Below are 23,886 nucleotides of genomic sequence, written 5' to 3'. Positions count from 1 at the left end.
AATGTGGGAGCGAGCTTGCTCGCGAATAGGTCCTGCCATCCGCTGAAACTTCAACGACCGACATACCGCCTTCGTGAGCAAGCTCACTCCCACACGACCGTGTTTACTGCGCGAAGCCAGTGTCTTGAGGCCGGGGATCTCCTGCAGACTCAAACGCGGGTTCAGGCCTTGGGTTTGAGCGGCTGGTCCGAGAACTTCACGCCGACCAGTCCGTTTGCCATCAGCGCCCGAATGTTGCCGTGGTCAGAGCCTTCCGGCGTCTCCAGCACTGAGCGGTAGTGCTCGCCAAAAGCCAGCAGCGCTTCTTCGTCGCTCAGGCCTTCCAGCAGCGCCAGGCCGAGGGTCTTGCACGAACCTTCGTTTTGGCCAGCGGCGTTATCCACCGGGCCGTTGCTGAATGCCTGAGGCTGATAGTCGTAGTGCGCGGCGATGAAGGCCAGCGTGTCGGCGAACTGATGATTGCCGCTGGCGAGGCTGGCGCGCAGGCTGTTCAGGTCAGTCATGCTTGGGTTCCTTGGCGAACGCGGCTTGCTGCTCGGCACTGGCTTCTTTCTGATACGTGGATTTCCACTCGCTGTACGGCATGCCATAAACCACTTCGCGGGCGTCATCGAGGGTGATGTCGATGCGCTTCTCGTCGGCCTCGGCCTTGTACCACTTGGACAGGCAGTTGCGACAGAAGCCGGCGAGGTTCATCAGGTCGATGTTCTGCACGTCCTTGCGGCTGTCCAGGTGTGCAACCAGACGGCGGAAAGCGGCGGCTTCGAGTTCAAGACGTTGTTGCTCGGTCATGGTGTGCTCTGTCGGTATTGAAGATGGGCGGATGATAAGAGTGGCAGCCAAGCCGGGCAAGCGTGCGTCTGCAACGGCAAGCCCAGTGGATCAGCGTGCCGCCGCCAGGGTGATCGACACCGATTCGGCGAAACGCAGCGCGTGGGGTTTGTCGACTTCGACTTCGGCGTATTGCACCGCTTCATGGGTCATCACCAGGTCGAGCACTTCCTGCGTCAGGCGCTCGAGCAGGGCAAAGCGGTTGCTTTCCACGTGCTGGATGATGGCCTTTGTGATGGTGCGGTAGTTCAGCGCGTGATCGATGTCGTTGTCGCGCACCGCTTCCTGTGCCGCGTACAGGATCGTCAGGTTGATCAGCACGTCCTGCTTGTTGAGGATTTCGGCTTCGTTAATGCCGATAAACGTCCGCAGGCACAGGTCTTTGACCCTGATGCGTGCGGTGCCGGGTTCGAGTCTTGCCATGGACTACTTGCTCCGTCCGATCAATTGCAGAAATTCCATGCGGGTCGTGGTCGACTCGCGGAAGGCGCCGAGCATCACCGAGGTGTTCATGGTCGAGTTCTGCTTTTCAACGCCGCGCATCATCATGCACATGTGTTGAGCCTCGATCACCACGGCCACGCCTGCGGCCTTGGTCACGTCCCGAATCGCATCGGCGATCTGCCGCGTCAGGTTTTCCTGAATCTGCAGCCGCCGCGCGTACATGTCGACGATGCGCGCGATCTTCGACAGGCCCAGGACTTTTCCGGTAGGAATGTAAGCCACGTGAGCCTTGCCGATGAAAGGCAGCAGGTGATGCTCGCACAGCGAGTACAGCTCGATGTCCTTGACGATCACCATCTCGTCGCTCTCGGACGCAAACAGCGCACCGTTGACGATCTCGTCCAGCGTCTGCTCATAGCCATGACACAGGTATTGCATCGCCTTGGCGGCGCGCTCGGGCGTATCCAGCAGGCCTTCGCGTTCAGGATCTTCACCCAGGCCGACGAGGATTTCACGGTAATGCTGTGGCAGTGACAGGGTCATCAATGGTTCCTCGGGGCGGCTTACTTGACGTGCCGTCCGCCGTTTACGGTCAGAGTGGTGCCGGTGACGTAGGGGTTATCCAGCAGATAGCGCAGGCTCTGGTAGATCACCTCGGCGCCGGGTTCGATCCCCAGTGCCGATTTTTCCAGTGTGCGTGCACGGTATGCCGCGTCGTCGTCGGGTTGAAACATCAGCATGGCCGGGGCGATGCCATTGACCTTGATATGGGGTGCAAACCTGGCGGCGAAGGACAGGGTCAGATTCTCCAGGCCTGCCTTGCTGGCACTGTAAGCGATGTGCTTGCTGCTGCCCCTGCGCGTGACGTCGTCGCTGATGTGAATAATGTCGGCCGGCTCCGAGCGCCGCAACAACTCGGCGCAGTGCAGATTGATGAGGTAGGGCGCCAGCATGTGGACGTTGAACATTTGCATGAACACATCCGCTTCGTCCCCTGGCGTCTCGGCCAGCCAGCCGGACGCGTTGTGCACAATGGCCCTCAGGCTGTCGGTCTGCTCCTGGAGTCGGGCGACGAAATCCCGGATGCTCGTCTCCGAAGAAAAATCAGCTTGAAGCACCACCGCGCCCAGCGCCTTTAAATGCTGCACGCCCGGCCGCTCGCTGCGGTAAGTGATAATCACAGGCTGGCCTTCCGCCAACAGGCGCTCGGCGCAATACAGGCCGACACGCTGGCTGGCACCGGTGATCAATACAGGGGCGGGGAAGCGGGCCATGATCTTCACGCATTCATCAACGGGGAGGGAGGTCTGGCGAATCGGTGCTGAATGACGAACAGTGGGTGCTCGCATTGCGGCATCGAAAACGACCGTCGGGCAAAGTTACCCCAACGGTCGATACTTGTACAAGCACGTAAAAATGTACATGTTTTTGATAGGCGTTCCGCTGTGACACTTCATCGCGGGTGGGTGTGAACGCCCCTGATCGGCGCCCTTCGCGGGAAGCTAGCGCGTGGAGGCGGGCCCGGTCGAGCCGGCCGGTGCAGGCGTGTTGCTGTGCAGCCACCCCGCCAGAAGATAGGTCGACAGCGGAATGAACCAGAACACCATCAGCGGCGTGAGGATCAAGGTGCTGATCATGATGCGCGGGAACAGCTCCAGCTGACCGAGCAGCGGCCCCAGCGCGAAGTTGAAGATCAGCGACACCGGAAAGAATGCCAGCCAGATGGCAACGGCTTGCTTCCAGCGTGGCGGGCGCTGACCGACGGCGCCGAACCAGCCGTCGATGCCACTCACGCGGTGCACGGAATTCTTGGCAAACAGACCACTGCCGCGCACCAGCCAGGAGCGTCGGGAGGCCGAATGCTCCCAGGCGTGCATGGTGGCTTCATCGGCGAAGCGGAAAATAATCTGGAATTCATCATCCCCGGGCGGCGGAGCAAGCACGCCTGACCCTAGATAGCCGGGGAAGTCTGTAGCGAGTTGTTCGCCTTCATGCAGCCAGGCAATCAGTTCCTGATAGCGGCCGTGGGCGACGCGACGGGCAACCATCAGCGTGACGGGTGAGGTAGACATTGTGTATCTCCGATAAACACGTGAGGTTCCCGGGTAGGGAAATCACATGACGCGGCGCCGGGGTGGTGGCGATGCGTCAGCTTCAATGGAAAAAGCAAGCAAGGATTATTCCTGAAACCTGCGATAAAGCCAGAGGTGTTTGTCGGAAGGGGAGAGCTGTCGCGAAGGATCGCGGGATCGGGCAATCCTAGAGGTGCATCGAGGGGTGAATCTTGCGGTGTTCCTGAAGAATGTACTGACGCAGGCGCTCAGTGTCTTTTTTGCTGTTCTGGCTCAATCGATACGCAGCCAGACCATGCTGGGTCAAGCGTTCGAAGGTGCCGCGCAGCGCGATAGGCACATAGCCCTCCGGACTGAACCAGGCAGAGAAAGATTTGGGCGGCTTGGTCTGTTTGCGCATTTCCAGCAGGATGCCTTTGAAGGAGACTTCATGCACCCAAAGCGCGGTGGGCGAGCCCCTTTGCGTTTCCAGAGGCATCGGCTCGGGCAATATCAGGCGCCATGGACGAATGCGCGGGCCTTCCTCAAAGATGCTCGGCGCACCCAGCTCCAGATGCAGCGCATGAAATTCGTCTTCCACCAGATGCAGTGGGAAGGTCATTTGCTGATTATCGAATTGAGCCTGAATCGTGACCTGCTCATGAGCGGCGAGGCGAGTCAGCAGATCCTGAATCTGCACACCGCCGTTAACCACCAGACTGCTGGATTTGTCGCCCAAATTCAGCGTGGGGTTGTGCTGCATGTTCTGGATAAACTCCAGTTCATCAGGCGTGAGGATGTTGTCGCGCTGCATGGTCAAGCTCGATTAACCGGTTATTGAGAAAGCAGACAGATGGTTCGCGTTTAGGTTGCGACCGTTCGTCAGTTGCAAGATGTTACCCCTTCAGGATTTCATTCTCCAGCCGAGCTTGCTCCCGTTCGGCATTTAACTCGACTCCTTTCCGCCGGGCGTATGGCCAGTGGGTCTTATGAACTGGAGTGCCAATTTGAAGGTAGTACAGAAGCATACATAGGACAGGAAATTTCCAGCATCGTTGAAAGTCATTTGGATCAACGGCGCGCTGATCACTGGGCTTGCCGTCTGGCATCGCAAGGCCAGCAGTTCAAGACATGCCGTCGCGCTGAGGCATAATGCCGCACAATTTCTACCGGTCACAGGATTAACCATGAAAGTCGCGATTATTGCGGGCTCGGTATATGGCTCGGCTGAAGAGGTCGCCCGCCACGCCCAACAGATCATCCAGGATGCAGGGCACGAGGTGCTGTTCAACCCGCGCGCCACCCTTACCGATTTGCAAACCTTTGGGCCACAGGCTCTGCTGGCCGTGACCTCGACCACAGGGATGGGCGAGCTCCCGGACAACCTTCAGCCGCTCTACCACCAAATCCGCGACGCGCTGCCTGCTGCATGGCGTGGGCTGCCCGGTGGTGTGATCGCCTTGGGCGATGCGAGTTACGGCGACACGTTTTGCGCGGGCGGCGAGTTGATGCGCGAGCTGTTTGGCGAGCTTGGGATCCGCGAGGTGCAGGAGATGCTGCGACTGGATGCCAGCGAAACCGTGACGCCGGAGAGCGACGCCGAGCCCTGGCTGGCAGCGTTCATCGCGCAGTTGAATAGCTGAATAGCGCGCTGACGACGACCCGTCCCGGTCAAGGCATGACCCAGCCATCCCCCAGCATTATTGATCACCATTCAGCGGGTCTTGTGATGATTGTGACTCGGCAGCGAGTCGTTGACACTCGATGACTGTTTCGCCCGCTATTGCCGCTGCTGACGCCTGATTAGTTAAGGGCAGCGGTGGCAAAGTCGGCATCATCATTGGGAGAGCAACATGGGCGAGTCCGTACGTTTTGAAGACAAAGTGGTAATCGTCACCGGAGCGGGCGGCGGATTGGGGCGAGCCCACGCGTTGTTGTTCGCGCAACATGGCGCGCGCGTGATCGTCAACGACCTCGGCGGCTCCGCCCATGGCGAAGGCGCCAATGCTTCAGCGGCGGATCGAGTGGTCGCGGAAATCCGTGAAGCGGGCGGCGAGGCGGTTGCCAATCATGATTCGGTCACCGACGGCGACAAGATCGTCCAGAACGCCCTCGATGCCTTCGGCCGCGTCGACGTCGTGGTTAACAACGCCGGCATCCTGCGCGACAAAAGCTTCGCCAAAATGGAAGACGCCGACTGGGATCTGGTTTACCGCGTGCATGTCGAAGGGGCCTACAAAGTCACCCGCGCGGCCTGGCCCCACCTGCGGGACCAGAATTACGGCCGCATCATTTTCACCTCGTCCACTTCCGGCATTTACGGCAACTTCGGTCAGGCCAACTACGGCATGGCCAAGCTCGGCCTGTACGGGCTGACGCGCACGCTCGCGGTCGAAGGACGCAAGAACAACATTCTGGTCAACGCCATCGCGCCTACTGGTGGCACACGCATGACCGAAGGCTTGATCCCCGCCAGTGTGTTCGATCTGCTCAAGCCCGAGTTGGTCAGCCCACTGGTGGTGTACCTGGGCAGCGAGCAGTGCCAGGACAGCGCCGGCCTGTATGAAGTGGGCGGCGGCTGGATTGGCAAAGTCCGCTGGGAGCGCACCCTGGGCGCCGGCTTCGACCCACATGCAGGCTTTTCACTGGAAGACGTCGCGTCACAGTGGCAAACGATCAGTGACTTCAGCGATGCGGTGCATCCGGCTGACAACGTCGAAGCGCTCAAGGAAATGATGGCCAATCTGCAAAAATTTGCTTGATCGTTCTTTGATCAATAAGCGGCCAGTTCGGGCGATCGAATTGGCCGTTTTTGTAGGAGGGTTATTCGCCACGACGTAGGAACGGTCTCTGAATGAGGCAATGATTCCGTCTTCACTTTTTCAGCCTAAACCCCGCCCCGAGTCGCCCGACATGCCTGAGGATCAACCGATTTTCAGGAGGTTTTATGATTGGCAATTTGAGTAAGGTGCAGGAGCGGCTGAGGGTATACAGCGCTGTCCCGGACAAACAATTTAACGTGCGCTCCGGCCTTAATCCTCAAGAGGAGGCGGTAAAGCAGAAGGTGCGTCAGTACTGGGCGGACAAGAGCATTCCTGATGTTAAAAAGCTGGAGGGCTTGAACATCAATCTGGCTGGATTTGATCCGCGCAAGACCAGTAACAGGCAACTAAGGGAAATCGGCGTTTTACTGGCCGAGCAAGGAATTATTGATGGAGACCTGATTGGCACTATGGGCGGCATCAATGTCGAGTTCGATGCGCTGGGAAAAGAAATCAATATCGACAAGGAGGTCAATGCGTATGAATTCTTCACCGAGCAATTCGGTCGACTGCAGGACATTATCAAGGAAGGCAATGGAATGGCGAAAAGCGCCGTGGTTGATTTGAACACCGCGGTTTCTGTGCTGATGGCTCTGGAGGAACATGCAAAGCGTCCTCGCGAGCGCTCATTGGTGAATATTCGCGCCTGAGGTATATGAGTGCGGAGCCAGGGGCACAACCGATGTGCCCTCGGCCTTTAGCTGTTACATGGGGACGACGTAACTCCCTGAGTAACGGGTTGGCGCAGGACTTTGTACGTTATCGAGTACCAGTCGGAATGTGCCAGCGCCGAACAAGCCTGATGGGTCGTAGGTTTTACCCGTTACCGGAGACCAACTTCCCCCTTGAAGCTTTTGGACAATCACAAGAACCTGTCCAGAAGCGCCTGTCACGCTGAAGTGGTGGGAAGTCGTGCCACAGGTCACCGTGTACGGGCCATAGATCACCTGTTGCTCACCTGCGTTTACGGTGCCGGCCGGAATAGCGCCTGAAATCTTGGTGCAGAAATTCAAGTTGATTGCAGCTGGTTCGGCTGTTGCTACACCCGCGAGCGACGCCAGGCTTGCCGCCAGGATCAGTGAGGTCATTTTTTTCTTGAACATGTTAGAGCTCCATTAGCCATTTATTGTTGGGTATCGTCGCGCGGTGTCTCCACCTCGCCGATGACTAATGTTTAAACAGAAGGTCGCGTAGGAATGTCGCTAGAAACGCTGTGGGATCTTTCTGAGCTTTGTTTTTGAGCGGAGGGATGGACCATCGCAAGCATAAAAGGCTTCCGAAGATCGTCACTGACCCCAAAGCAAAAAAAAGGCCGCTGCAATCGCAGCGGCCAAATAAGACGTTGAATCCAGGAGCTTCAAAACACAACGTCGGTGACGACGGTCGAGCGCATCTCCAAGCCATTCAAAGGCAAGTGGGCTGCTCAGAGGGCGCGAAGATTAAGGGGTTTGTTGAAACCGAAACAGCGTGCTTTGTGACAAGCAGTTTTACAGCCACAGCAACAGTAGGACCTCGCAACGGGGCCGCAGCAAACGCTCTTTTTTCCTGCTTCATGGGTCGGCTGGTCTCGCCCATCGCTATCAATAGTTATCCCATCGGTCTGCGATTCTGCGATTCAGCGGTTCAGATGGCGGCTCATTCGGACTGCCCACTAGGTAATTCTCGATGAGTACTGGGCTGTGGAAGAGCAGACTCTCACCCGAATCCCCTGCGAAAGCGACTGCCAAAGACGTCGATGTCATGCCGCTGGTTTCCGATAGCCCCTATGCCGCCGTCTATCTCTTCAGTCCCTCTGGCGGGTGGAGGAGTTCGCGACGCTTGACGCGATACCGTCGACGTAATCGCTGGTGTAAGCCTCGCCCGGGGTCATTACCCGGGTTATTTCCTGCAAACCACGTCGGCCCAACATTGCGAGCCAAGCAATATGTACCACTCATAGGGCTGAGCAATCGTCTGAAATACAGCTCTCGAACACCTCACGTTTTACCCATTGGCCGGATGCCGGTGGGCGTGACTGTTCTTTATCGGAGCTGTATCCGTGAATGATCTATCTGCTGCAATTCACTCCAATGTCCAAGGTGCTGGTCAGCAGCACGCCACCACTCATCACCTTCTCGCCTTTACGACGGCATGCACTCAATGCGCCTCGGTACTGGACAACCTCCCTTCGCTTCGGGACGTCGCTTTTGATCGCCTCTCAAGCTTCCTGCGCGGGCATGTATCCCTATGGAACCCGAACATTATTTTTCTGAACACCGCGTCCGAGTCGGGGACGGTGCAAAGATCGTGTTCGCTTACTGATGCCCTGATCCAGGCGATGACGTTGGGGAAAAGCGCTTTCGATCAAGATCTTCAGGCCCTGTATTACCGCCACGACAGCATCGAGGCGCAGCACCTGGTGGCCGAAAAGGATTTCGCCACAATCAAAAGTATTTTTGGCCAGGTCCTGGCAACGTTTCCCGGGGCTTACCACGCGGCGCTCGCCTGGGCATGGGACAGCCATGAGCAGTTCCCCACAGGCGGGAAAAGGGCAGCGCGCCATGAAATCGTCAGTGGTCATCATCATTCGGCACTCAAGCACGATGTTGAGTTACAGTTCATTGAGGAGCGACTGAACAGCGATGAGAAAAAACGCCTCCTGGATGTATTGAGCCACACCCCCACTGGCGGGCTTTTCAAAATATCCCTGCGTCTTCCGGGTGGAACGACAGCACCGCTGCTCTCGGTCTTCGCGGTTGCTCAGGATGAAAATGCGGCCGATGCGCGTCATGCCTCGGGTCCGTGTTATCTCGTCATGGCCGCAGGCGGGGTTGAACGGTATGAATCCTTTTCCGAGCTCAACGACCAGCTGGCTCGGCGACTGTCCGTGCCAGCGGGTGGGGGGCCGTTGCTGAAAAACCTGTATTTGTCGGATCTTGCAGGATTGCCTGAAAATAACGTTGTCGGCGTTGACGATCTTGAATACGAGTCCTGCGTCGAGCCAATGCTGCACTGTCATGTACAGGGACTTCGCAACAAGCAGGCAAAAGACTTCGAGTTTCTGGTGCAACAGGCCAGAGCGCACAGTGACGGCTATCACGCCTTTTTGAACAAGGTCAGTGAAGTACAGGTGTGTGCTCATGTCGACGAAGCGATGGGGTATCGATTCAAGAGTCTTTCCGTGCGTGCCCAAGACCTTACTCAGCCGCAATGGCTGAAATACGCAGCCCCCGAAAAGCGCGAGCACTATGCGAAGCTCAAAAGCCAGTACAGCGAGCGCAAGGAAGCCGTCGATGCGATGCTTGAGGGACTGGAATCGCTGGAAGTATTTGCTCGTAATGAGATTGATCGCTATGTGCGCAGGCACCTGGGCTATTCGGTCGATGCGCAGCAAATAACGATCAACGTACCGGATGAGTTCGACGTCCGGGGCGGCACTTTTTCGGTGAACCACCGCAAGTCGTTGCTCGAGTTCGCGATGCTCGGCCTGCCGGCGGTTTCAGGTAGGGGTCAGGTGACCATCCCTGCTGCGTACTCAAATCCTGCGTTTACGTTCGAGTTTGTAAAGACAATGCTTGATGAGCTGGATGTGCAGCGTCGTTACCGCCAGCAGCTCAGGGCGCGGCTTTCCCAAGAGGAGACCCTGCGAGCTCTGACCCACAGGCGAGATGCCGCATTGGCACTGAGCGCCTGTGCGGCTTCGCTTCAAGGCCATCTGGTGGACGACCGAAGTCAGGACCTCATCCATCTGGTGCGAGCTGACATTATTCAAGACGGTGCGGTGATGACGCTGGGCAGCCTGAAACTGTCCGTCAATGGCGTGCGCTTCAAAGACCTGCTGGTGTTCCGTAAACAGGACGCGGCAGGCGAGGACCATTACGTTCTTTACGCACCTGGTGCACCGGGCGGCCAGGATATGTTCGGGTTCAACTCATGGCGCCAGTTGTCCTTTGAAGTCGGTAGCTGGCTGGCGAGCGACGCAGGCGGCAACTATGTGCTGGACCAGACCGCCTTGACCGCCGAGGCGGACCACTCCGACTTTTTGGCCAAAGTACGTCGCAAAGGTACGTTGTGGAGTGAGTCCAGTGTCGTGTTCGACGAGCTGGACGGGAACAACTTCGAAGAGCGCCTTTCAGATGCAATTCGTCATAAGGTCGAGAGGGCGCTGACGCAGGATGATGCCGACCTGTTGGGGTTCACCATGGAAACAGCGTATGCGAACCGTGGTGCCCTTGCGTTGCTTGAGCATCGGGTCAGCGAACTCAACAAGGCTTTCGTACACACCACCCAGGCGATGGAGTCTTTCGAGCAGTTCGCCAGGCGCGAAGGCAGCAAGCTGCTCAATGATTACTTGATTAGCCAAGGCATCGACGAGCGCGTCGATACCGATACGATCTTCGTGGATCTGGAGAGTGCTGCTTACGTCGCGAGTCCGGACTTCAGTGCGTACACGCGCCTGAGGTCCTTGACCAGTCTGTTCATGGAAGGTTTTTCCGATGAGTACGCATTCACTCCTGCTGCACCGATGTACTCCTCGGTGGGGCAGGACCTCAGGGCACTGCCGTTGTACTTCGTTCAAAAAGTAGACAAGTCGCTGCGGGATGCGGCGTTGGGTGAGCGTTACATTCAGTGGATCCGGAAAGAATTCCTGGACACCTCCCACGAGCACTACCCGTACCGCAGAGCATTGTTCGGCAGGCGGTTGCAGTTTGATATGCGCTCAGCAGCAATGCGGGAATTTTTGAAGGGCAATTTATCCACTGCCCAATATCAATGGTTAGTTCACTTGATTGTTTCGCTGGATAAACAGGCGCTCGGCAAAAACGAGGGGCTTCGACAACGTATCAAGCGCAGCAGCGCATCACTGTTTCGCTTCGCTGGCCACATCGTTCAAGGCGTTTATATGCTCCGGGATTTCAGCTCCTCGGATGACGACTTCAATCTGTTATATACGCCTGATGCTCCCGATGGCGTCAGTTTCCGGAGGTTGACCGACTACCTGGAACTCATGCGCTCACCAGATATGCGTCGCTATTACTACCTTCGAGTTTCGTATAAAGGGCAGCCCAGTGCAGGGTCTCGTTTCGATGCCATGGACCGCAACGTCCCGGAGCAATGGGTCCGCATCGAAAATAGCGAACACCAGAATACCGATCGAGTCACGGACATCCATGATCTTTACGACGAACAAGTCAGCCGCATGATTGCGGATGTCGATGCCCAGATTACAAGCAAGACGGAACGCTGGGCCGAAAAGGTATATTCGGTTGTAAGAACACTGGGCTCCGCGCTGCTGGCGCCGTTTCCCGGCGCAGCGCTTGCATGGACGGCGCTTCATATTGCCATTGATGTGCAACGAGGCTTGCTCGCCTATCACGACGGAGATCGCGCGACAGCCTCATGGTTTTTTGGATCCGCTGTCTTTGAATTAATAAGTGTAGGCGGCGGCGTCAAGGATCTTGTTACCCATGATCAGGGACTGGGTGCGAAAGTTGGTCAGTGGGCGGTAAAAAAACTGGCAACCCAGACCGTTTAATGGACTGCGCGCCCGCTGGGTAGAGACTGCAAACGTTGAGTGAGCCGCACCCGTTGAACCGGGTCTTCACTCAACATCAACGCATGCTCCAGGTCGAAACGTTCGGCCTGCGGGCACTCCAGATGCTGGTACAGGGTGGCACGAGCGAGGTAATCGCTGGTGTTGGCCTGGCCCAGCTCCATCACGCGAGTCGCGTCCTTGAGTGCGGCGAGCAAGTCGTCGTTTAGCTGATGCAGATACCGGAGGTTTCGCGACAGCCGCTGCAGCATTGCCGCTGGCGTTGCGGTTTTCATGTGCTCGGCCTTGAGGTGCATGTCCGCGCCGAACTGGCGCAGCAGCAGCTCACGGCAGTCCTTCGGGTAAAGTCTGCGTCCGCCGTAAGGGTCCAGCGTATGGTCGGCTCCGGGCACGCGCAGCAGAAAATGCCCGGGGAAGTTGACGCCCTCGAGGGGAATCTCCAGCCGCTTGGCCATTTCCAGCGCAACCAGCGCCAGCCCCAGCGGCTGGCCGCGACGACGTTCAAGGACCTTGTGAATCAAAGCAGCCTGGGGTTTGGGCTGAGCGGCATCGTCCTGCTGAAACCCCAACGTCGCCAGTTGCCGCAGCAAGGGCTGGGCGAGCTCTGCGGCCGGCAATAGAGGTAGGGCTGCGCTGACACTGCGTTCCAGAGCGGTGAGTTGGTCGCGGATAACCTGGAAATCAACCTGCCCGTCGTGCTCCGCAGCGATCCATATCGCAGCTTCGAACGTGGACGGCGGGTTCCGTTCTAGACAGGCAATACATTGCTGGCGCGGATTCATTGACTTCTCCGGCAGGATAAGACGGCTGAGAAGAATTAACAGATGGCTCTGTTTTATCCCTGGCCGCTGCCTTCGTCCAGCGTTGATTCATCGCGCGCGGCCAACGGCAGTCCGTCGTCCGGATCCGCCCGGCCGGGCCTTCTTTTTTTCAATCAGCGCCTATACTCGGCAGTACGAAAAAGGGGAGCAGTGCCCATGTTCGCTCTCATGCAAAGCTCACGCGTGCAATCACTGCACATGATGGTCGAGCCGCGTACCGGCCTGAAGGCGGTGATCGCGATCCACAGCAGCCAGAAAGGTCCGGCGATGGGGGGCTGTCGCTACCTGTCCTATCCAAACGAAGAGAGCGCCATCGAGGACGCCATTCAGCTGGCAAGGAACATGAGCTACAAAGCCGTGCTGGCCGGGTTGTCACTGGGCGGTGGAACAGCCGTGATCATGCGTCCGGCCCACGTGCCTGACCGGGCTGCCTTGTTCGAGGCGTTCGGGCGATTCGTGCAGACCCTCGACGGACGTTATGTCACGGCCATGGACAGCGGCACTTCCAGGGAGGACATGGACTGCATCGCGCAATTCACCCCGCATGTCACCAGCACTACGGCGGTGGGCGATCCGTCTGCGCACACCGCGCTGGGTTTGTACGCGGGGATCCGCACAACGGCCATGGCAAGACTGGGCAGCGACAATCTCGAAGGTTTGCGCGTGGCAATTCAGGGGTTGGGGCATGTGGGTTATGCGCTCGCCGAACAGCTGCATGCCGCAGGTGCCGAGTTGTTGGTGGCTGATCTGGACAGCGGCAAGGTGCAACTCGCCATGGAGCAATTGGGCGCCAAGCCGATCGCCAGCGAGGCACTTCTCAGTACGCCTTGCGACATCCTTGCGCCGTGCGGACTGGGCGGGGTGCTCAACAGCCACAGTGTGACCAAGTTGCGTTGCGCTGCAGTGGCGGGCGGCGCCAATAACCAATTGAGCTGCGCCGCCATTGCCGACCAACTGGAAGCGCGCGGCATTCTGTATGCCCCGGATTACGTGATCAATTCCGGCGGCCTGATCTATGTCGCGCTGCATCATCAGGGGCAAAGCCCCAGCACCATCACCGCGCATCTGTCTCAGATCGGCACTCGGCTGACCGAGGTGTTCGCCCATGCGCAAGCTGAAAAGCGCTCACCCGCGCGGGTTGCAGATGAGCTGGCAGAACGGCTGCTGGACATGGAGTGAATCGCTTTGGTGGCAAGCCTGCATTCAACTTGGTGGGCCGAGGTCGCGGCCTGATTACTCTGCCTGCTCCGCCGCGGGTGCCAGCTCGTTGAGGGCCAGCGCATTGCTTTTGAACGCAGCGGCGAAGACAGCGCGGTTTTTCGCCATGAAAATACTGGCGTCTTCTGCGTGTTTTTCGGAGAGGCCGGCGACGTTCTTCATCAACACATCGGTGAGCAGCTCTGCCAGTTCCAGCATCTGATCATGCGCATCGGCGAGTTTCCGGTCCACGAACGTAGTCTCCAAATCACGGGTACTGCGGTAAAGGGTTTCAACAGCCATTGTTGGCCTCGTCGTCATTTCCAGAGTTGTAAGGGATCAGCCCGGTCGCTCAACGCGTATGGCCGACAGATGATGCAAAGACAGCGTACCCCGTCTTTTTACTGTGTATTTATACAGTGCGCAGCATAGGTGAATCACCGCTGCTTGGGTAGGGGGTGTGCGCCCACTTTTTTGTCAGGCGCTGCCTTGCGACATCTGGTCACGTTCTCAACCTTAGCCGATGGCCCTATTAATGCTTGCCTACAACCAGGCTGCGCACGAGCAAACCGTCGTGCGCACGGAGCATTATCCGATCTGGGTTACTCAAGGAAGTGCATCGTGAAAAGCAGCGGGGCCGAATCCCTGCGTCGACAGATCCACCGCTGCGCTGAAGCGCAGCGCTCGTTATGAACAATTTTGGTTGGGGCAGGGGAGGTGAGGGATGGCGGGTGTGAAATGGGCAGATCGAATGCGGGCGAAGCTTCATGGCGGCGCCAATAGCTTGGGCAACTTGGCCGTTGAAGCGTTTCATTATCTGGCGCTGTTCGGCATCGGCGCGGTGACCGCCTATGCCGCGATCAAGGCTTTCATCGGCATGCTCGGGCAGGAGTACATCGCCGTAGATGATATTTTGCTGTTGTTCATCTACCTCGAGTTGGGCGCGATGGTCGGGATTTATTTCAAGACCAACCACATGCCCCTGCGCTTCTTGCTCTATATCGGCGTGACCGCTTTGATTCGCTTGCTGATCAGTGACGTGTCGCACCACAAGGCGCCGGATCTGGGGATTATTTACGTCTGCGGCGGCGTGCTGTTGCTGGCATTCTCGATTCTGGTCGTGAGGTATTCCTCGTCGAGGTATCCTTCGGTGCAGGAGAAGGTGGATTAGTGATGAGGCGAGTCCTTATCGTTTAGGGCTCATTCCACGCTTGTCCGACTAATTTTTGGCGTTTGGCGTGCAGGCGGTTAGTACCCAGCGCCGAGAAGTAGCGGTACGTCTCCGGAGAGTTAATATCGGTCCAAGGTTAATAGAGCAAGACTCTTTTATTTTCTGACCTTTTTCATGATTTCTTCTATCATTTTGAGCATGTCACGACCTTCGATGAGTTCGACATAAAAATTGCTGTAGGCCCCAGAGAGATCGCGATATTTTCGGAGATTTGATTCATCCATTAAGCGACCGCCTGGTATATCCCGTGCCTCAACCTGGGTAGTGATCTCACCACGCTCAGCGGCGGATATCAAATGCTCCATTTGTCCGTACAAGGCCAGTGCCGCTGGCTCTTTTTCTTTATACAGTTCCAGTTGTTTCCGCAGTTCTATGGCGGCTTGTCTTAACGCTTGAATATCCATAATCAGTCCTGATTGCCGATTTCGCTTTGCTGCAGACTTTAGCTGACCGCCGTCATCTGGCTTGTCGCAATTCTCGTGATATTGCCCAAATGCTGAGGTTGGTGCGACTCTGCTTAGGAAAGCCTCAGCGCGCCTTGGAGACCATTGCTTGCAACCAATGAACTGCTTTCGATGACCTATCCACCAGCAAATCCATAAAAAATGCCCCGTCTCAGCGGGGCATTTTCATGTGCAAACAACGGTCAGTTCACCCACACCCCAACATGGTAATGCCAGCCATCGCCTCGGCTTTCCCAGTAAGGATGTTGATAGCGATAACCAGGCCGTACCGCTTCCCAGTGGCCGTGCTCGGCGACGTAGCGGTTGCCGTTCCAGCGCCAGTAGCCGCGGGACCAGATGTAGCCCGGACGCGGGGCCGGTTCTTCTTCGATGACGCGCACGGGCGGCGCTTGCGGGGCGACGACTTCGACGTATTCGGCGCGGGGCGCGGGTCGGTCGACCACTCGGCGCTCGTGTACCACTCTTTCTTCCACGCACCCGGTCGCGAGGGCCAGCGCGCCAATCAGCGCTATGTATCGTAGAGACATATCGTCACCTCAGACTTGTCCAGACTCTGCTGCTCGCCGTTTTTTGTAACGGGGCAGCCGGCTTGCTACAGGTTTGTTGTAACAGGTGCTTTCTGTCTGGGGGCTGAATCGGCGGGACTTAGAGGGGAATCGGCGATCATTGGCGGATGGCAGGGCGCATCAACACTGATGCCCCGAAGGGGCTGCGCTGGAGAGGTGACAGAGATCACCTCACTCCATGCGCATCGAACAATCAGATGCCAGCAGTCAGCTGCGGACGGCCAAGGAAGCTGGTTCGGGTGGGCGGCGGCGAGAGTTGCTTGAGGTCGCCGTCGGTCATGGCTGCCAGGATCTTGATGGCGCTGTGGCCCTGTTCGATGGCGATGCCGAACTGGATGCTTTCGATCAAGCGACGCAGACGCTTGGGCGAGTTGCGTTGCTCCGCGCTGAGCAGGCGTTTGGCAACCACACCTGACTCATTCGACAGCGTCAGCATGATGGTCCCGTCTAGACCCTGAATACTCAGGTTGACCCGGTAGTCGGGGTGGAAGGCGTCGGTGATCAGTTGAAAAGGGTTATCCATGGCCTGTTACCTGTTAACGATCTGCATAAGTTGACTGAGGGTGAATCCCTTTAGTTCTCGAAGCCGATCAACGGTTAATGATTCCTGCCCTGGCCGCTCTCGCTGAAGTCGCGGTGATATCCATCAGTGGTCCGTTGAAACGTCGTCTCATTGGGCGAGTCACTGCGCGCGAGGCCAATAAGCATGGGGCGTGCAGGTGAGGTGTAAGCTCGACGATACAAAGCTTGCAGGGTTTGGGCCACAAGGGACGAAAGGTTTAAATGCGCCCAAAAGGTGCATCGCGGGCCGCTGAATCGAGAGGCAGGTCATAGTTTCGGCCTCCATCTTGTAATGGCTAACTGCTTGGTCAATTCCCGCTCGGCACCATTTGCGCGCCTCATGCGTTCTTTGTGTGCGTAGGTTTGAGAGCAAGCTTGTCGCAGGTCTATCCCAGCGCTGCATGCGGATGCTCGGCAATCAAAAAACACGCAAAAAAAGGGGCGGGCCCGTTTCCAGACCCGCCCCTCCATCAGCAGTTTAGTGTTTCAAGGCTGCTGCATCAGCCGTGCAATGCTTCATCCTTCTCGAGAAATTCTTCTTCGAGCAACGCATCAGCGCTGACGGGTTCGTCATCCAGATCGCTTTCAATCACCGGAGCCGCGCCGCGTTTGTTGCCGCGCAGTTTTCCGAAAAGATGTTCCAGGGCGTGGTCCAGTTTGACCGCTGCGCCATCCACTGCCTGATCGATCGAATCGGCCTTGTGGGTCACGGAAATAGGTTGGTGTCCTTTTGGCCGGGCTTCCATCTGGCAACGGATGTCATGCGGGCCGGGCTTGTCGCCGTTTTCGTCGTTGATGTGGACCTCAACGCGGGTGAGATCCTCTTCGTATCGTTCGAGCGTAGTTTCAACCGTGGTTCGTACCCACTCCTCCAGACGGACGCTGTTTTCGATGTGGTTATCGCTGTTGACCTGGATTTGCATAGTTCTTCCCTTACTTTGGCTTGCTCGGGAGAGTCTGGACGAGCTGTTTTTCGTCTGCCCTCATTCACAGTGTTGGCGCCGATCCACGAACAATTCAACCCCTTGGAACCGAGAATATATTTCGCGGACGCGGGAACTCGACCGGCAAGTCCATTTTTACTGGGCTGCGCCTTTTCAGGGTCTGGTTTCAGGCGCTGCAGATTTGTTGCGAGATTCGTCGGACATCTTTTGCGCATGAGAATATTTATCATTAATATCGCGCCTCGCATCTCCCCACCTAGTGCCTGAACCATGATTGATCCGCCTCCGTCCTTGAACTCAGCGTGTCAGGACCTCGACCACGAGGCCCCGAAAGCTGCACGCGCGCGGTTTCTGGAGGTGTTTCTGTCCCAGCGCCCGCAAATGGAGGCGCTGGTCAGCCGAAGGGTGGGTTGTCGGGCGACGGCGGCGGACCTGGTGCAGGACCTGTTTCTCAGGTTCTGGCGGCGTCCGCTGGTGCAGGTCGAGGAGCTCAACACTTATCTGCTGCGCTGCGCTGGCAATATCGCCATTGATCATCTGCGCAATGAAAGCACCCGCGCCCGGCTCAGCGACGAGTTGCTGCCTGACGCGCATCGGCCCGAGACTGACGAACCCCAGGCGGCGCTGGAGGCGAGCAATGATTTGCGTCACATCGAAGCGGCGTTGCGCGGATTGCCGGAGAAAACCCGTCAGATCTTCCTGCTCAACCGTATCCATGGGCGCAAGTACGCCGAAATCGCCAAGGCCATGGGCCTTTCGCAAAGTGCCGTGGAGAAACACATGATGCGCGCCCTGCAGGCCTGCAAGGCGAGCGTGAATGAGGACGCCGCGCGGGTTGTGCCCCTTGGTGGGAAATCCGGGGGCATACGTCGATGAATGCCGTTCCTGATCAAAATGCCGATCCCCACACCATGGCGCTGAGCTGGCTCAGTGTGTTGCACAACCAACCGACGGTCGCCGATCAGGCGCGTTTCAGCCGCTGGCTGCACGCCGATCCTGCCCATGCCGAGGCTTACGCTCAGGCTCAGGTGCTGTGGGAACTCAGTGAAGAGCCTGCCGCCACCCTGGCCGAAGAGGACGCCGCCGCGCTCGACGCCTTGTTGCGGAAAATGGATACGCCCATGCCGCAAAGGCTCCCGCGCTGGGGGGCGGCGCTGGCGATGGCGGCGTGTCTGGTGCTGATGGTGAGCGTTGGGATGGGCTGGAATCCGCAGCGCTGGGCGGAGGATCTGAGCGCCGATTATGTGTCGGCACCGGGGCAGGTCCGGACCGTGGCGCTGGCCGACGGCTCGCAGGTGACGATGGACGCTGACAGCGCGATCGCCGTGCATTTCGATGCGCGTGAGCGGCACGTCGAGCTGCGCCGTGGCGCCGCATTCTTTCAAGTCACCCACACCGGCGAGCCGTTTGTGGTCGATGGCGGACGCGGGGAAATCCGGGTGCTGGGCACCCAGTTCGAAGTACGGTTGCAGCCCGTCGGGGCGCAAGTCACCGTGCTTTCGGGGCGCGTTGGCGTAAAGGCGGCCTCCGATGCGCCGCAGCAGATTTTGACGGCCGGTCAGCGGGTCACTTATGACCGCGAACGCACCAGTGATCCGCAGCCTGTCGACAGCGAAAGCCAGTTGGCCTGGCGTCAGGGCTGGCTCAATTACGCCCGCACGCCGCTCGCCGATGTCATCAGCGACCTGAACCGCTATTACCCGGGGCGAATTATGTTGCTCAACGATCAACTGGCCGCGAAGACCGTCAGCGGCAGCTTTCCGAGCCGCGATCCGAAGGCCGTGCTGGCGGCGTTGAAATCCGTCGTTGGCTTTGAGCAGTACGAAGTGCTCGGGCGGGTCATTGTGATCCGTTGATCGCAAGCGAGCTGTTGAGGCGTATCGCATTTAAACGGGGTTGATCGATGTGAGAAGTGGGTTTGGCGTTTCGGTGGTGGCGCTATGGAGCGCGTGCGCTCAGGCAGCCGTGCCGGCCTACGACTTTTCGATCCCGGCCAAACCGCTGTCCCAGGCGCTCAGGGATTTCAGTCGGGTGACAGGGCAGGGCGTGATTTACACCCAGGATGCGCCCTACGCGGTCGATGCCCCGGCGGTGATTGGCTCGTTCAGTGCGGAACAGGCGTTAGGCGTGCTGTTGAGCACGTCCGGCCTCATGTTCCGCCGTGCCACCGACGACACCTTCACGCTGCAATCCCGCCCCGCTGAGGGCGCGGTCACCGTTGGCGCGACGCAGATCGATTCCACTCGCAGCGGTGCCTACAGCTATCAGCCGCCTGCTGTGACATCGGTGATGCGCAGCGCGACGCCGCCGCTTGAAAACCCGCAGGCGGTCAGCGTTGTTCCGGCGCAAGTGTTGAGCGATCAGGCGCCGCGCAACCTCGACGATGCGCTGGCCAACGTGAGTGGCATCACCCAGGGCAACACCCTCGGCAGCACCCAGGACACGCTGATGAAGCGCGGTTTTGGCGACAATCGCGACGGTTCAATCATGCGCGACGGCATGCCGGTGGTGCAGGGCCGCAACCTCAATGCCACTGTTGAACACGTCGAAGTCCTCAAGGGGCCGGCATCGCTGTTGTTTGGCATTCAAGACCCGGGCGGGGTCATCAATGTGGTCAGCAAGCGCCCGCAGTTGCAGTCGGCCGACGCCCTCACGGCTCGGGGTTCGAGCTACGGCGCAGGCAAAAACGGCAGCGGCGGAACGTTCGACAGCACCGGCGCGATGGATGGCGCTGGAGGCGCGGCGACCGGACTGGCGTATCGCCTGATCGTTGACCACGAAGACGAAGATTACTGGCGCAATTACGGCGTGCACCGTGAGTCGCTGGTGGCGCCGTCGCTTGCCTGGTATGGCGACGACACCGAAGTGCTGGCGTCCTACGAGCATCGGGAATTTCTCTCGCCGTTTGATCGCGGCACGGCCATCGATCCGCGCACCAACCGTCCATTGAACATCCCAGCGACCCGGCGTCTGGACGAGCCGTTCAATAACATGGAAGGGCGCTCGGACCTGTATCGATTCGAGGTCGACCACACCTTCAACGACAACTGGAAAGGCCACCTCGGCTACAGCTACAACCGCGAGACCTACGACGCCAGCCAGGTGCGCGTGGCCGCCGTCGATCCGGCAACCGGGACGCTGACCCGCTCCATCGACGGCACCGGCAACGCCCTGAGCACCGATCGCTTCACTACCCTCACCTTGAGCGGCGACACCTCGCTGGCCGGCATGCGGCACGAGCTGCTGATCGGCGTCGATGACGAATACCGCAAGATTGCGCGCGGTGAGTTAATTCGCCAGAAAAGCCAAAGCACGTTCAGCTACGTGAATCCGGTGTATGGCCAGGAAGCGGAGGGCACTCAGATCAGTGGGGCGGACAGCCATCAGCTCGACATTCTGCGCACTGACTCGGTGTTTGCTCAGGACTCCGTGCACCTCACCGATCGCTGGATTTTCGTCGCGGGTGCCCGCTACCAAGTGTTCGATCAGCAGGCAGGAAAAGGCTCGCCGTTCACGCGCAATACCGATTTGAACGGGCAAAAGTGGATTCCGCGAGCGGGCCTCGTTTACCGCTACAGCGACGAGCTGTCGGTGTATGGCAGTTACACCGAGGCGTTCAAGCCCAACTCCAGCATCGCCACGCTGGCGGGCGGGACCGTGCTGGATTCAGCGACGCTGCCCGAAGAATCGAAAGCGTGGGAGCTGGGTGCCAAGTGGGATTCATCCGATGGCATCAGTGCGACGCTGGCGCTGTTCGACATCCGAAAGCGCAACGTGCTGGTGGCGAATTTTGATTCGCTAACGGCGAACACGGTGTACACCACGGCGGGTCAGGTGCGCTCGCGGGGTCTGGAGCTGGACGTGAGCGGGCAGCTGTCAGAACGCTGGAGCCTGATTGGCGGCTACGCTTTCACTGATGCCTGGGTGGTTGAAGACCCGACGCTGAAGGGCAACCGCTTGCAGAACGTGCCCCGGCACAGCGGGTCGGTCTCGGCGGTGTACGACTTTGGCGCGGTGATGGGGGCGGACCGTTTGCGAGCGGGCTTGGGCGGCCATTACGTCGGCGAACGCCCGGGCAATCCCGACAACGATTTTGATCTGCCGGGCTACACCGTCGCCGATGCGTTCGCGACCTACGAAACCCGACTGGACGGGCAAAAAGTGAAATTTCAGCTGAACGTGAAAAACCTGTTTGATCGCACGTATTACAGCTCGGCGGTGAGCCGTTATTTCGTGTCGCTGGGGGATTCGCGGCAGGTGGTGATGGCGACGACGCTGGAGTTTTAGCGGGACTGAAACGCCGCCCTGTACTCACTTGCTGTTGCACCGACTGACTGTTTGAACCGGTTGCTGAAATGACTGGCGCTGGCGAAGCCGCATTCCAGGGCAATCTCGCCAAACGGCTTGCGCGTCGAACGCAGCAGATCGCGCGCGCGGTTGAGGCGCCGGGCGAGGAGGTATTGGTGCGGCGGCAGGCCGAAGCTTTCGCGGAACATTCGCGCGAAGTGGTATTCCGACAGCGCGCACAGGCCCGCCAACTGGCCGAGGCTCAAGGGATCGGCCAGATTCTGCTCGATGAACTCGACCAACTGACGGCGCAGGTGCGGCGCCAATCCGCCCTTCAAACGTAACCCTTCGCGCAGTCCCACCTGGCGCAGGACCATGTGATCGAGCAGCTCATGGGCGAGACTGCTGGTGAGCATGCGTTCGCCGGGCTCGCTCCAGTCCATGCGGATCAGGCGATGAAAGCGCTCGGCCTGCAGCGGGTCATCCAGAAACGTGTGCTCCTGCAACGCCAGCTGGCGTGGCTCGCGATCCAGCAGTGTGACGCAGTTGAGGGCGAACTGTTCGGGGCTGATGTACAGATGCGCCAGACGAATTTCCCCGTTCACCACCCAGGAAGACTGATGGCCGGCCGGCAGCGTGCAGATCTTGTCCGGAGCGCCTTTTTGGTCCGGCTGATCGCGGCGAAACGTCCCGGTGCCGCCGTCGATGTAGCACGACAGCGTGTGGTGCGTAGGCGCGTGGTAATTCTGCGCGTCGTGGCGGTTGTTCCACAGCGCCGCCATCACCCCGTCGCCCAGGGGCGCGCATTTCTCCAGCTGCGCGTGGGGCGAGCTGTTCAGGGATTGAAAAACCTGGATGGTTTCGAGTGACGACATGGAGACTCCTCTACGCCTCGCATCCTACTCCGAGCGCTGCCGCCTGCCAGCGGGGTGACGATCAAATGCGCAAGTTTCTGCAAGTGAGCGCAGACCCGCGCCGCCAGACTGAGGCTTCACTGGGGAGCCTGACATGAACATCACCTTGTATCTGCTGACCGTTTTGATCTGGGGTACGACCTGGATTGCCTTGAAACTGCAACTGGGCGAAGTCGCCATCCCGGTGTCGATTGTCTACCGCTTCGGCCTCGCGGCACTGATCATCTTCGCCCTGTTGCTGGCGGCCGGGAAACTGCAGAAGGTCAATCGGCGCGGGCAGCTCATTTGTCTGGCGCAAGGGCTGTGCCTGTTCTGCGTCAACTTCATGTGCTTCTACACCGCCAGCCAGTGGATCCCGACCGGTCTGGTGGCAGTGGTGTTTTCCACTGCGACACTGTGGAACGCGCTCAATGCGCGGATCTTCTTCAAGCAGAAAATCGCGCGCAACGTGGTGATGGGCGGCACGTTGGGCCTGATCGGTCTGGCGTGCCTGTTCTGGCCAGAGTTGGCTGGGCACAGCGCCAGTCGCGAGACCTTGATCGGCCTGGCGCTGACCCTGCTCGGCACGCTGTGTTTCTCGGCGGGGAACATGCTTTCCAGCCTGCAACAGAAGGCCGGTCTGCGTCCGCTGACCACCAACGCCTACGGCATGCTGTATGGCGCAACGATGCTGTGCGTGTATTGCCTGCTGAGCGGCACGCCGTTCGCGTTTGAGTGGAACGCGCGGTACATCGGCTCGTTGCTGTATCTGGTAATCCCGGGTTCGGTGATTGGATTTACCGCGTATCTCACCCTGGTCGGCCGCATGGGGCCGGAGCGCGCGGCGTATTGCACGGTGCTGTTCCCGGTGGTGGCGTTGAATGTGTCGGCGTTTGCCGAAGGCTACCAATGGACCGCCCCGGCGCTGATGGGGCTGGTGCTGGTGATGGCCGGGAACGTGCTGGTGTTCAGGAAGCCGAGGGTGGTTGTGCCGGTGGGTGCGAAGCTAGCGTAAGGAAGGCTGAGACCTTTGATCGTTCCCGCGCTCTGCGTGGGAATGCAGCCTGTGACGCTCCGCGTCAACCTGCCCTAATGGCGCGGAGCGCCGGGAGCGGCATTCCCACGGGGACCGTCACTAGTGTCCGGGGAAAGTTGTTCATAGCTGAAGGCTGCCTTGGGCAGCCTTCAGCTTTTCAATGCTTTTCCTCTCCAGCGCCTGATTCCTGCGCGTCAGAGGCCGA

The 23,886-nt window shown here is 58.8% G+C and carries 25 protein-coding genes; 10 read left to right on the top strand and 15 right to left on the bottom strand.

Annotated features, from left to right (window positions below; genetic code table 11):
• Positions 1-161: 161 nt before the first annotated feature.
• The 7 genes from QWI20_RS25505 to QWI20_RS25475 all read right to left on the bottom strand — a co-directional run bounded on the left by QWI20_RS25505 (position 162) and on the right by QWI20_RS25475 (position 4,140).
• Positions 162-503, bottom strand: coding sequence for a HopJ type III effector protein (locus QWI20_RS25505; protein WP_369307769.1), 342 nt, complete (start codon positions 501-503; stop codon positions 162-164).
• A complete protein-coding gene (locus QWI20_RS25500; protein WP_369307768.1) occupies positions 496-792 on the bottom strand; it encodes a DUF1244 domain-containing protein in 297 nt (98 codons plus the stop codon). Before QWI20_RS25500 ends, QWI20_RS25505 begins: the two co-directional genes overlap by 8 nt.
• Positions 793-882: 90 nt before the next feature.
• Positions 883-1,254, bottom strand: coding sequence for a dihydroneopterin triphosphate 2'-epimerase (gene folX / locus QWI20_RS25495; RefSeq protein WP_065991860.1), 372 nt, complete (start codon positions 1,252-1,254; stop codon positions 883-885).
• Positions 1,255-1,257: 3 nt separating this feature from the next.
• The gene (gene folE, locus QWI20_RS25490; RefSeq protein WP_369307767.1) at positions 1,258-1,818 is read right to left on the bottom strand and encodes a GTP cyclohydrolase I FolE; all 561 of its coding nucleotides are present in this window, start codon (positions 1,816-1,818) and stop codon (positions 1,258-1,260) included.
• A 20-nt stretch (positions 1,819-1,838) separates the two neighbouring features.
• Complete coding sequence (gene folM / locus QWI20_RS25485) at positions 1,839-2,549, bottom strand: dihydromonapterin reductase (RefSeq protein WP_369307790.1); 711 nt, start codon at positions 2,547-2,549, stop codon at positions 1,839-1,841.
• A gap of 228 nt (positions 2,550-2,777) precedes the next feature.
• Positions 2,778-3,347, bottom strand: a complete 570-nt coding sequence (locus QWI20_RS25480; RefSeq protein ID WP_369307766.1) for an antibiotic biosynthesis monooxygenase — start codon at positions 3,345-3,347, stop codon at positions 2,778-2,780.
• A gap of 187 nt (positions 3,348-3,534) precedes the next feature.
• Positions 3,535-4,140 (bottom strand): hypothetical protein, encoded by a 606-nt coding sequence (locus QWI20_RS25475; RefSeq protein WP_369307765.1) that lies wholly within the window; start codon positions 4,138-4,140, stop codon positions 3,535-3,537.
• A 373-nt stretch (positions 4,141-4,513) separates the two neighbouring features.
• Here QWI20_RS25475 and QWI20_RS25470 point away from each other — a divergent pair, with 373 nt between their 5' ends.
• From QWI20_RS25470 to QWI20_RS25460, 3 genes are all read left to right on the top strand, one after another.
• A complete protein-coding gene (locus QWI20_RS25470; RefSeq protein WP_369307789.1) occupies positions 4,514-4,969 on the top strand; it encodes a flavodoxin in 456 nt (151 codons plus the stop codon).
• A gap of 210 nt (positions 4,970-5,179) precedes the next feature.
• Positions 5,180-6,088, top strand: coding sequence for an SDR family oxidoreductase (locus QWI20_RS25465; RefSeq protein ID WP_369307764.1), 909 nt, complete (start codon positions 5,180-5,182; stop codon positions 6,086-6,088).
• 185 nt (positions 6,089-6,273) lie between these two features.
• Positions 6,274-6,798 carry a hypothetical protein gene (locus QWI20_RS25460; protein WP_369307763.1) on the top strand — a complete coding sequence of 175 codons (525 nt, stop codon included), beginning with the start codon at positions 6,274-6,276 and terminating at the stop codon, positions 6,796-6,798.
• 54 nt (positions 6,799-6,852) lie between these two features.
• On the opposite strand, the gene QWI20_RS25455 is transcribed toward QWI20_RS25460, so the two are convergent.
• Positions 6,853-7,251, bottom strand: a complete 399-nt coding sequence (locus QWI20_RS25455; protein WP_369307761.1) for a hypothetical protein — start codon at positions 7,249-7,251, stop codon at positions 6,853-6,855.
• Between the two features lie 935 nt (positions 7,252-8,186).
• Between QWI20_RS25455 and QWI20_RS25450 the strand changes: the two genes are divergently transcribed.
• Entirely contained in the window at positions 8,187-11,663 is a 3,477-nt protein-coding gene (locus tag QWI20_RS25450) for a DUF6543 domain-containing protein (RefSeq protein WP_369307760.1), read from the top strand.
• Here the strand turns inward: QWI20_RS25450 and QWI20_RS25445 are convergent.
• Positions 11,660-12,463, bottom strand: a complete 804-nt coding sequence (locus QWI20_RS25445) for a SirB1 family protein (protein WP_369307759.1) — start codon at positions 12,461-12,463, stop codon at positions 11,660-11,662. The genes QWI20_RS25450 and QWI20_RS25445 overlap by 4 nt on opposite strands.
• Before the next feature lie 195 nt (positions 12,464-12,658).
• Here QWI20_RS25445 and QWI20_RS25440 point away from each other — a divergent pair, with 195 nt between their 5' ends.
• Positions 12,659-13,681: a Glu/Leu/Phe/Val dehydrogenase dimerization domain-containing protein gene (locus tag QWI20_RS25440; RefSeq protein WP_369307758.1), complete on the top strand. Its 1,023-nt coding sequence runs from the start codon at positions 12,659-12,661 to the stop codon at positions 13,679-13,681.
• A 54-nt stretch (positions 13,682-13,735) separates the two neighbouring features.
• On the opposite strand, the gene QWI20_RS25435 is transcribed toward QWI20_RS25440, so the two are convergent.
• Complete coding sequence (locus QWI20_RS25435) at positions 13,736-14,002, bottom strand: YebG family protein (protein ID WP_065991884.1); 267 nt, start codon at positions 14,000-14,002, stop codon at positions 13,736-13,738.
• A 421-nt stretch (positions 14,003-14,423) separates the two neighbouring features.
• Here QWI20_RS25435 and QWI20_RS25430 point away from each other — a divergent pair, with 421 nt between their 5' ends.
• Positions 14,424-14,870 (top strand): phosphate-starvation-inducible protein PsiE, encoded by a 447-nt coding sequence (locus tag QWI20_RS25430; RefSeq protein ID WP_369307757.1) that lies wholly within the window; start codon positions 14,424-14,426, stop codon positions 14,868-14,870.
• Positions 14,871-15,025: 155 nt separating this feature from the next.
• Here the strand turns inward: QWI20_RS25430 and QWI20_RS25425 are convergent, their stop codons facing one another.
• The 4 genes from QWI20_RS25425 to QWI20_RS25410 form a co-directional block, all read right to left on the bottom strand.
• The gene (locus tag QWI20_RS25425) at positions 15,026-15,334 is read right to left on the bottom strand and encodes a hypothetical protein (RefSeq protein ID WP_369307756.1); all 309 of its coding nucleotides are present in this window, start codon (positions 15,332-15,334) and stop codon (positions 15,026-15,028) included.
• A gap of 242 nt (positions 15,335-15,576) precedes the next feature.
• On the bottom strand, positions 15,577-15,921 hold the full coding sequence (locus tag QWI20_RS25420; RefSeq protein ID WP_122535300.1) for a YXWGXW repeat-containing protein: 345 nt from the start codon (positions 15,919-15,921) through the stop codon (positions 15,577-15,579).
• A 232-nt stretch (positions 15,922-16,153) separates the two neighbouring features.
• Positions 16,154-16,483: a DUF3509 domain-containing protein gene (locus QWI20_RS25415; RefSeq protein WP_282371920.1), complete on the bottom strand. Its 330-nt coding sequence runs from the start codon at positions 16,481-16,483 to the stop codon at positions 16,154-16,156.
• Between the two features lie 538 nt (positions 16,484-17,021).
• Entirely contained in the window at positions 17,022-17,444 is a 423-nt protein-coding gene (locus tag QWI20_RS25410; RefSeq protein ID WP_065991892.1) for an HPF/RaiA family ribosome-associated protein, read from the bottom strand.
• 291 nt (positions 17,445-17,735) lie between these two features.
• Here QWI20_RS25410 and QWI20_RS25405 point away from each other — a divergent pair, with 291 nt between their 5' ends.
• From QWI20_RS25405 to QWI20_RS25395, 3 genes are all read left to right on the top strand, one after another.
• The gene (locus tag QWI20_RS25405; protein WP_369307755.1) at positions 17,736-18,341 is read left to right on the top strand and encodes an RNA polymerase sigma factor; all 606 of its coding nucleotides are present in this window, start codon (positions 17,736-17,738) and stop codon (positions 18,339-18,341) included.
• Positions 18,338-19,321 carry a FecR domain-containing protein gene (locus tag QWI20_RS25400; protein WP_369307754.1) on the top strand — a complete coding sequence of 328 codons (984 nt, stop codon included), beginning with the start codon at positions 18,338-18,340 and terminating at the stop codon, positions 19,319-19,321. The genes QWI20_RS25405 and QWI20_RS25400 overlap by 4 nt, the downstream gene beginning before the upstream one ends.
• A 73-nt stretch (positions 19,322-19,394) precedes the next feature.
• On the top strand, positions 19,395-21,752 hold the full coding sequence (locus tag QWI20_RS25395) for a TonB-dependent siderophore receptor (protein ID WP_369307788.1): 2,358 nt from the start codon (positions 19,395-19,397) through the stop codon (positions 21,750-21,752).
• Here QWI20_RS25395 and QWI20_RS25390 read toward each other — a convergent pair.
• A complete protein-coding gene (locus QWI20_RS25390) occupies positions 21,749-22,627 on the bottom strand; it encodes a helix-turn-helix domain-containing protein (protein ID WP_369307753.1) in 879 nt (292 codons plus the stop codon). The two genes, QWI20_RS25395 and QWI20_RS25390, sit on opposite strands and share 4 nt — an antisense overlap.
• Positions 22,628-22,760: 133 nt before the next feature.
• Here QWI20_RS25390 and QWI20_RS25385 point away from each other — a divergent pair, with 133 nt between their 5' ends.
• Positions 22,761-23,660 (top strand): DMT family transporter, encoded by a 900-nt coding sequence (locus tag QWI20_RS25385; RefSeq protein ID WP_369307752.1) that lies wholly within the window; start codon positions 22,761-22,763, stop codon positions 23,658-23,660.
• The last annotated feature ends 226 nt before the right edge of the window (positions 23,661-23,886 follow it).

The sequence above is a fragment of the Pseudomonas sp. W2-17 genome (assembly GCF_041060445.1).
Taxonomy (GTDB): Bacteria; Pseudomonadota; Gammaproteobacteria; order Pseudomonadales; family Pseudomonadaceae; genus Aquipseudomonas.
This window is presented reverse-complemented; position numbering and strand designations above follow the sequence as displayed.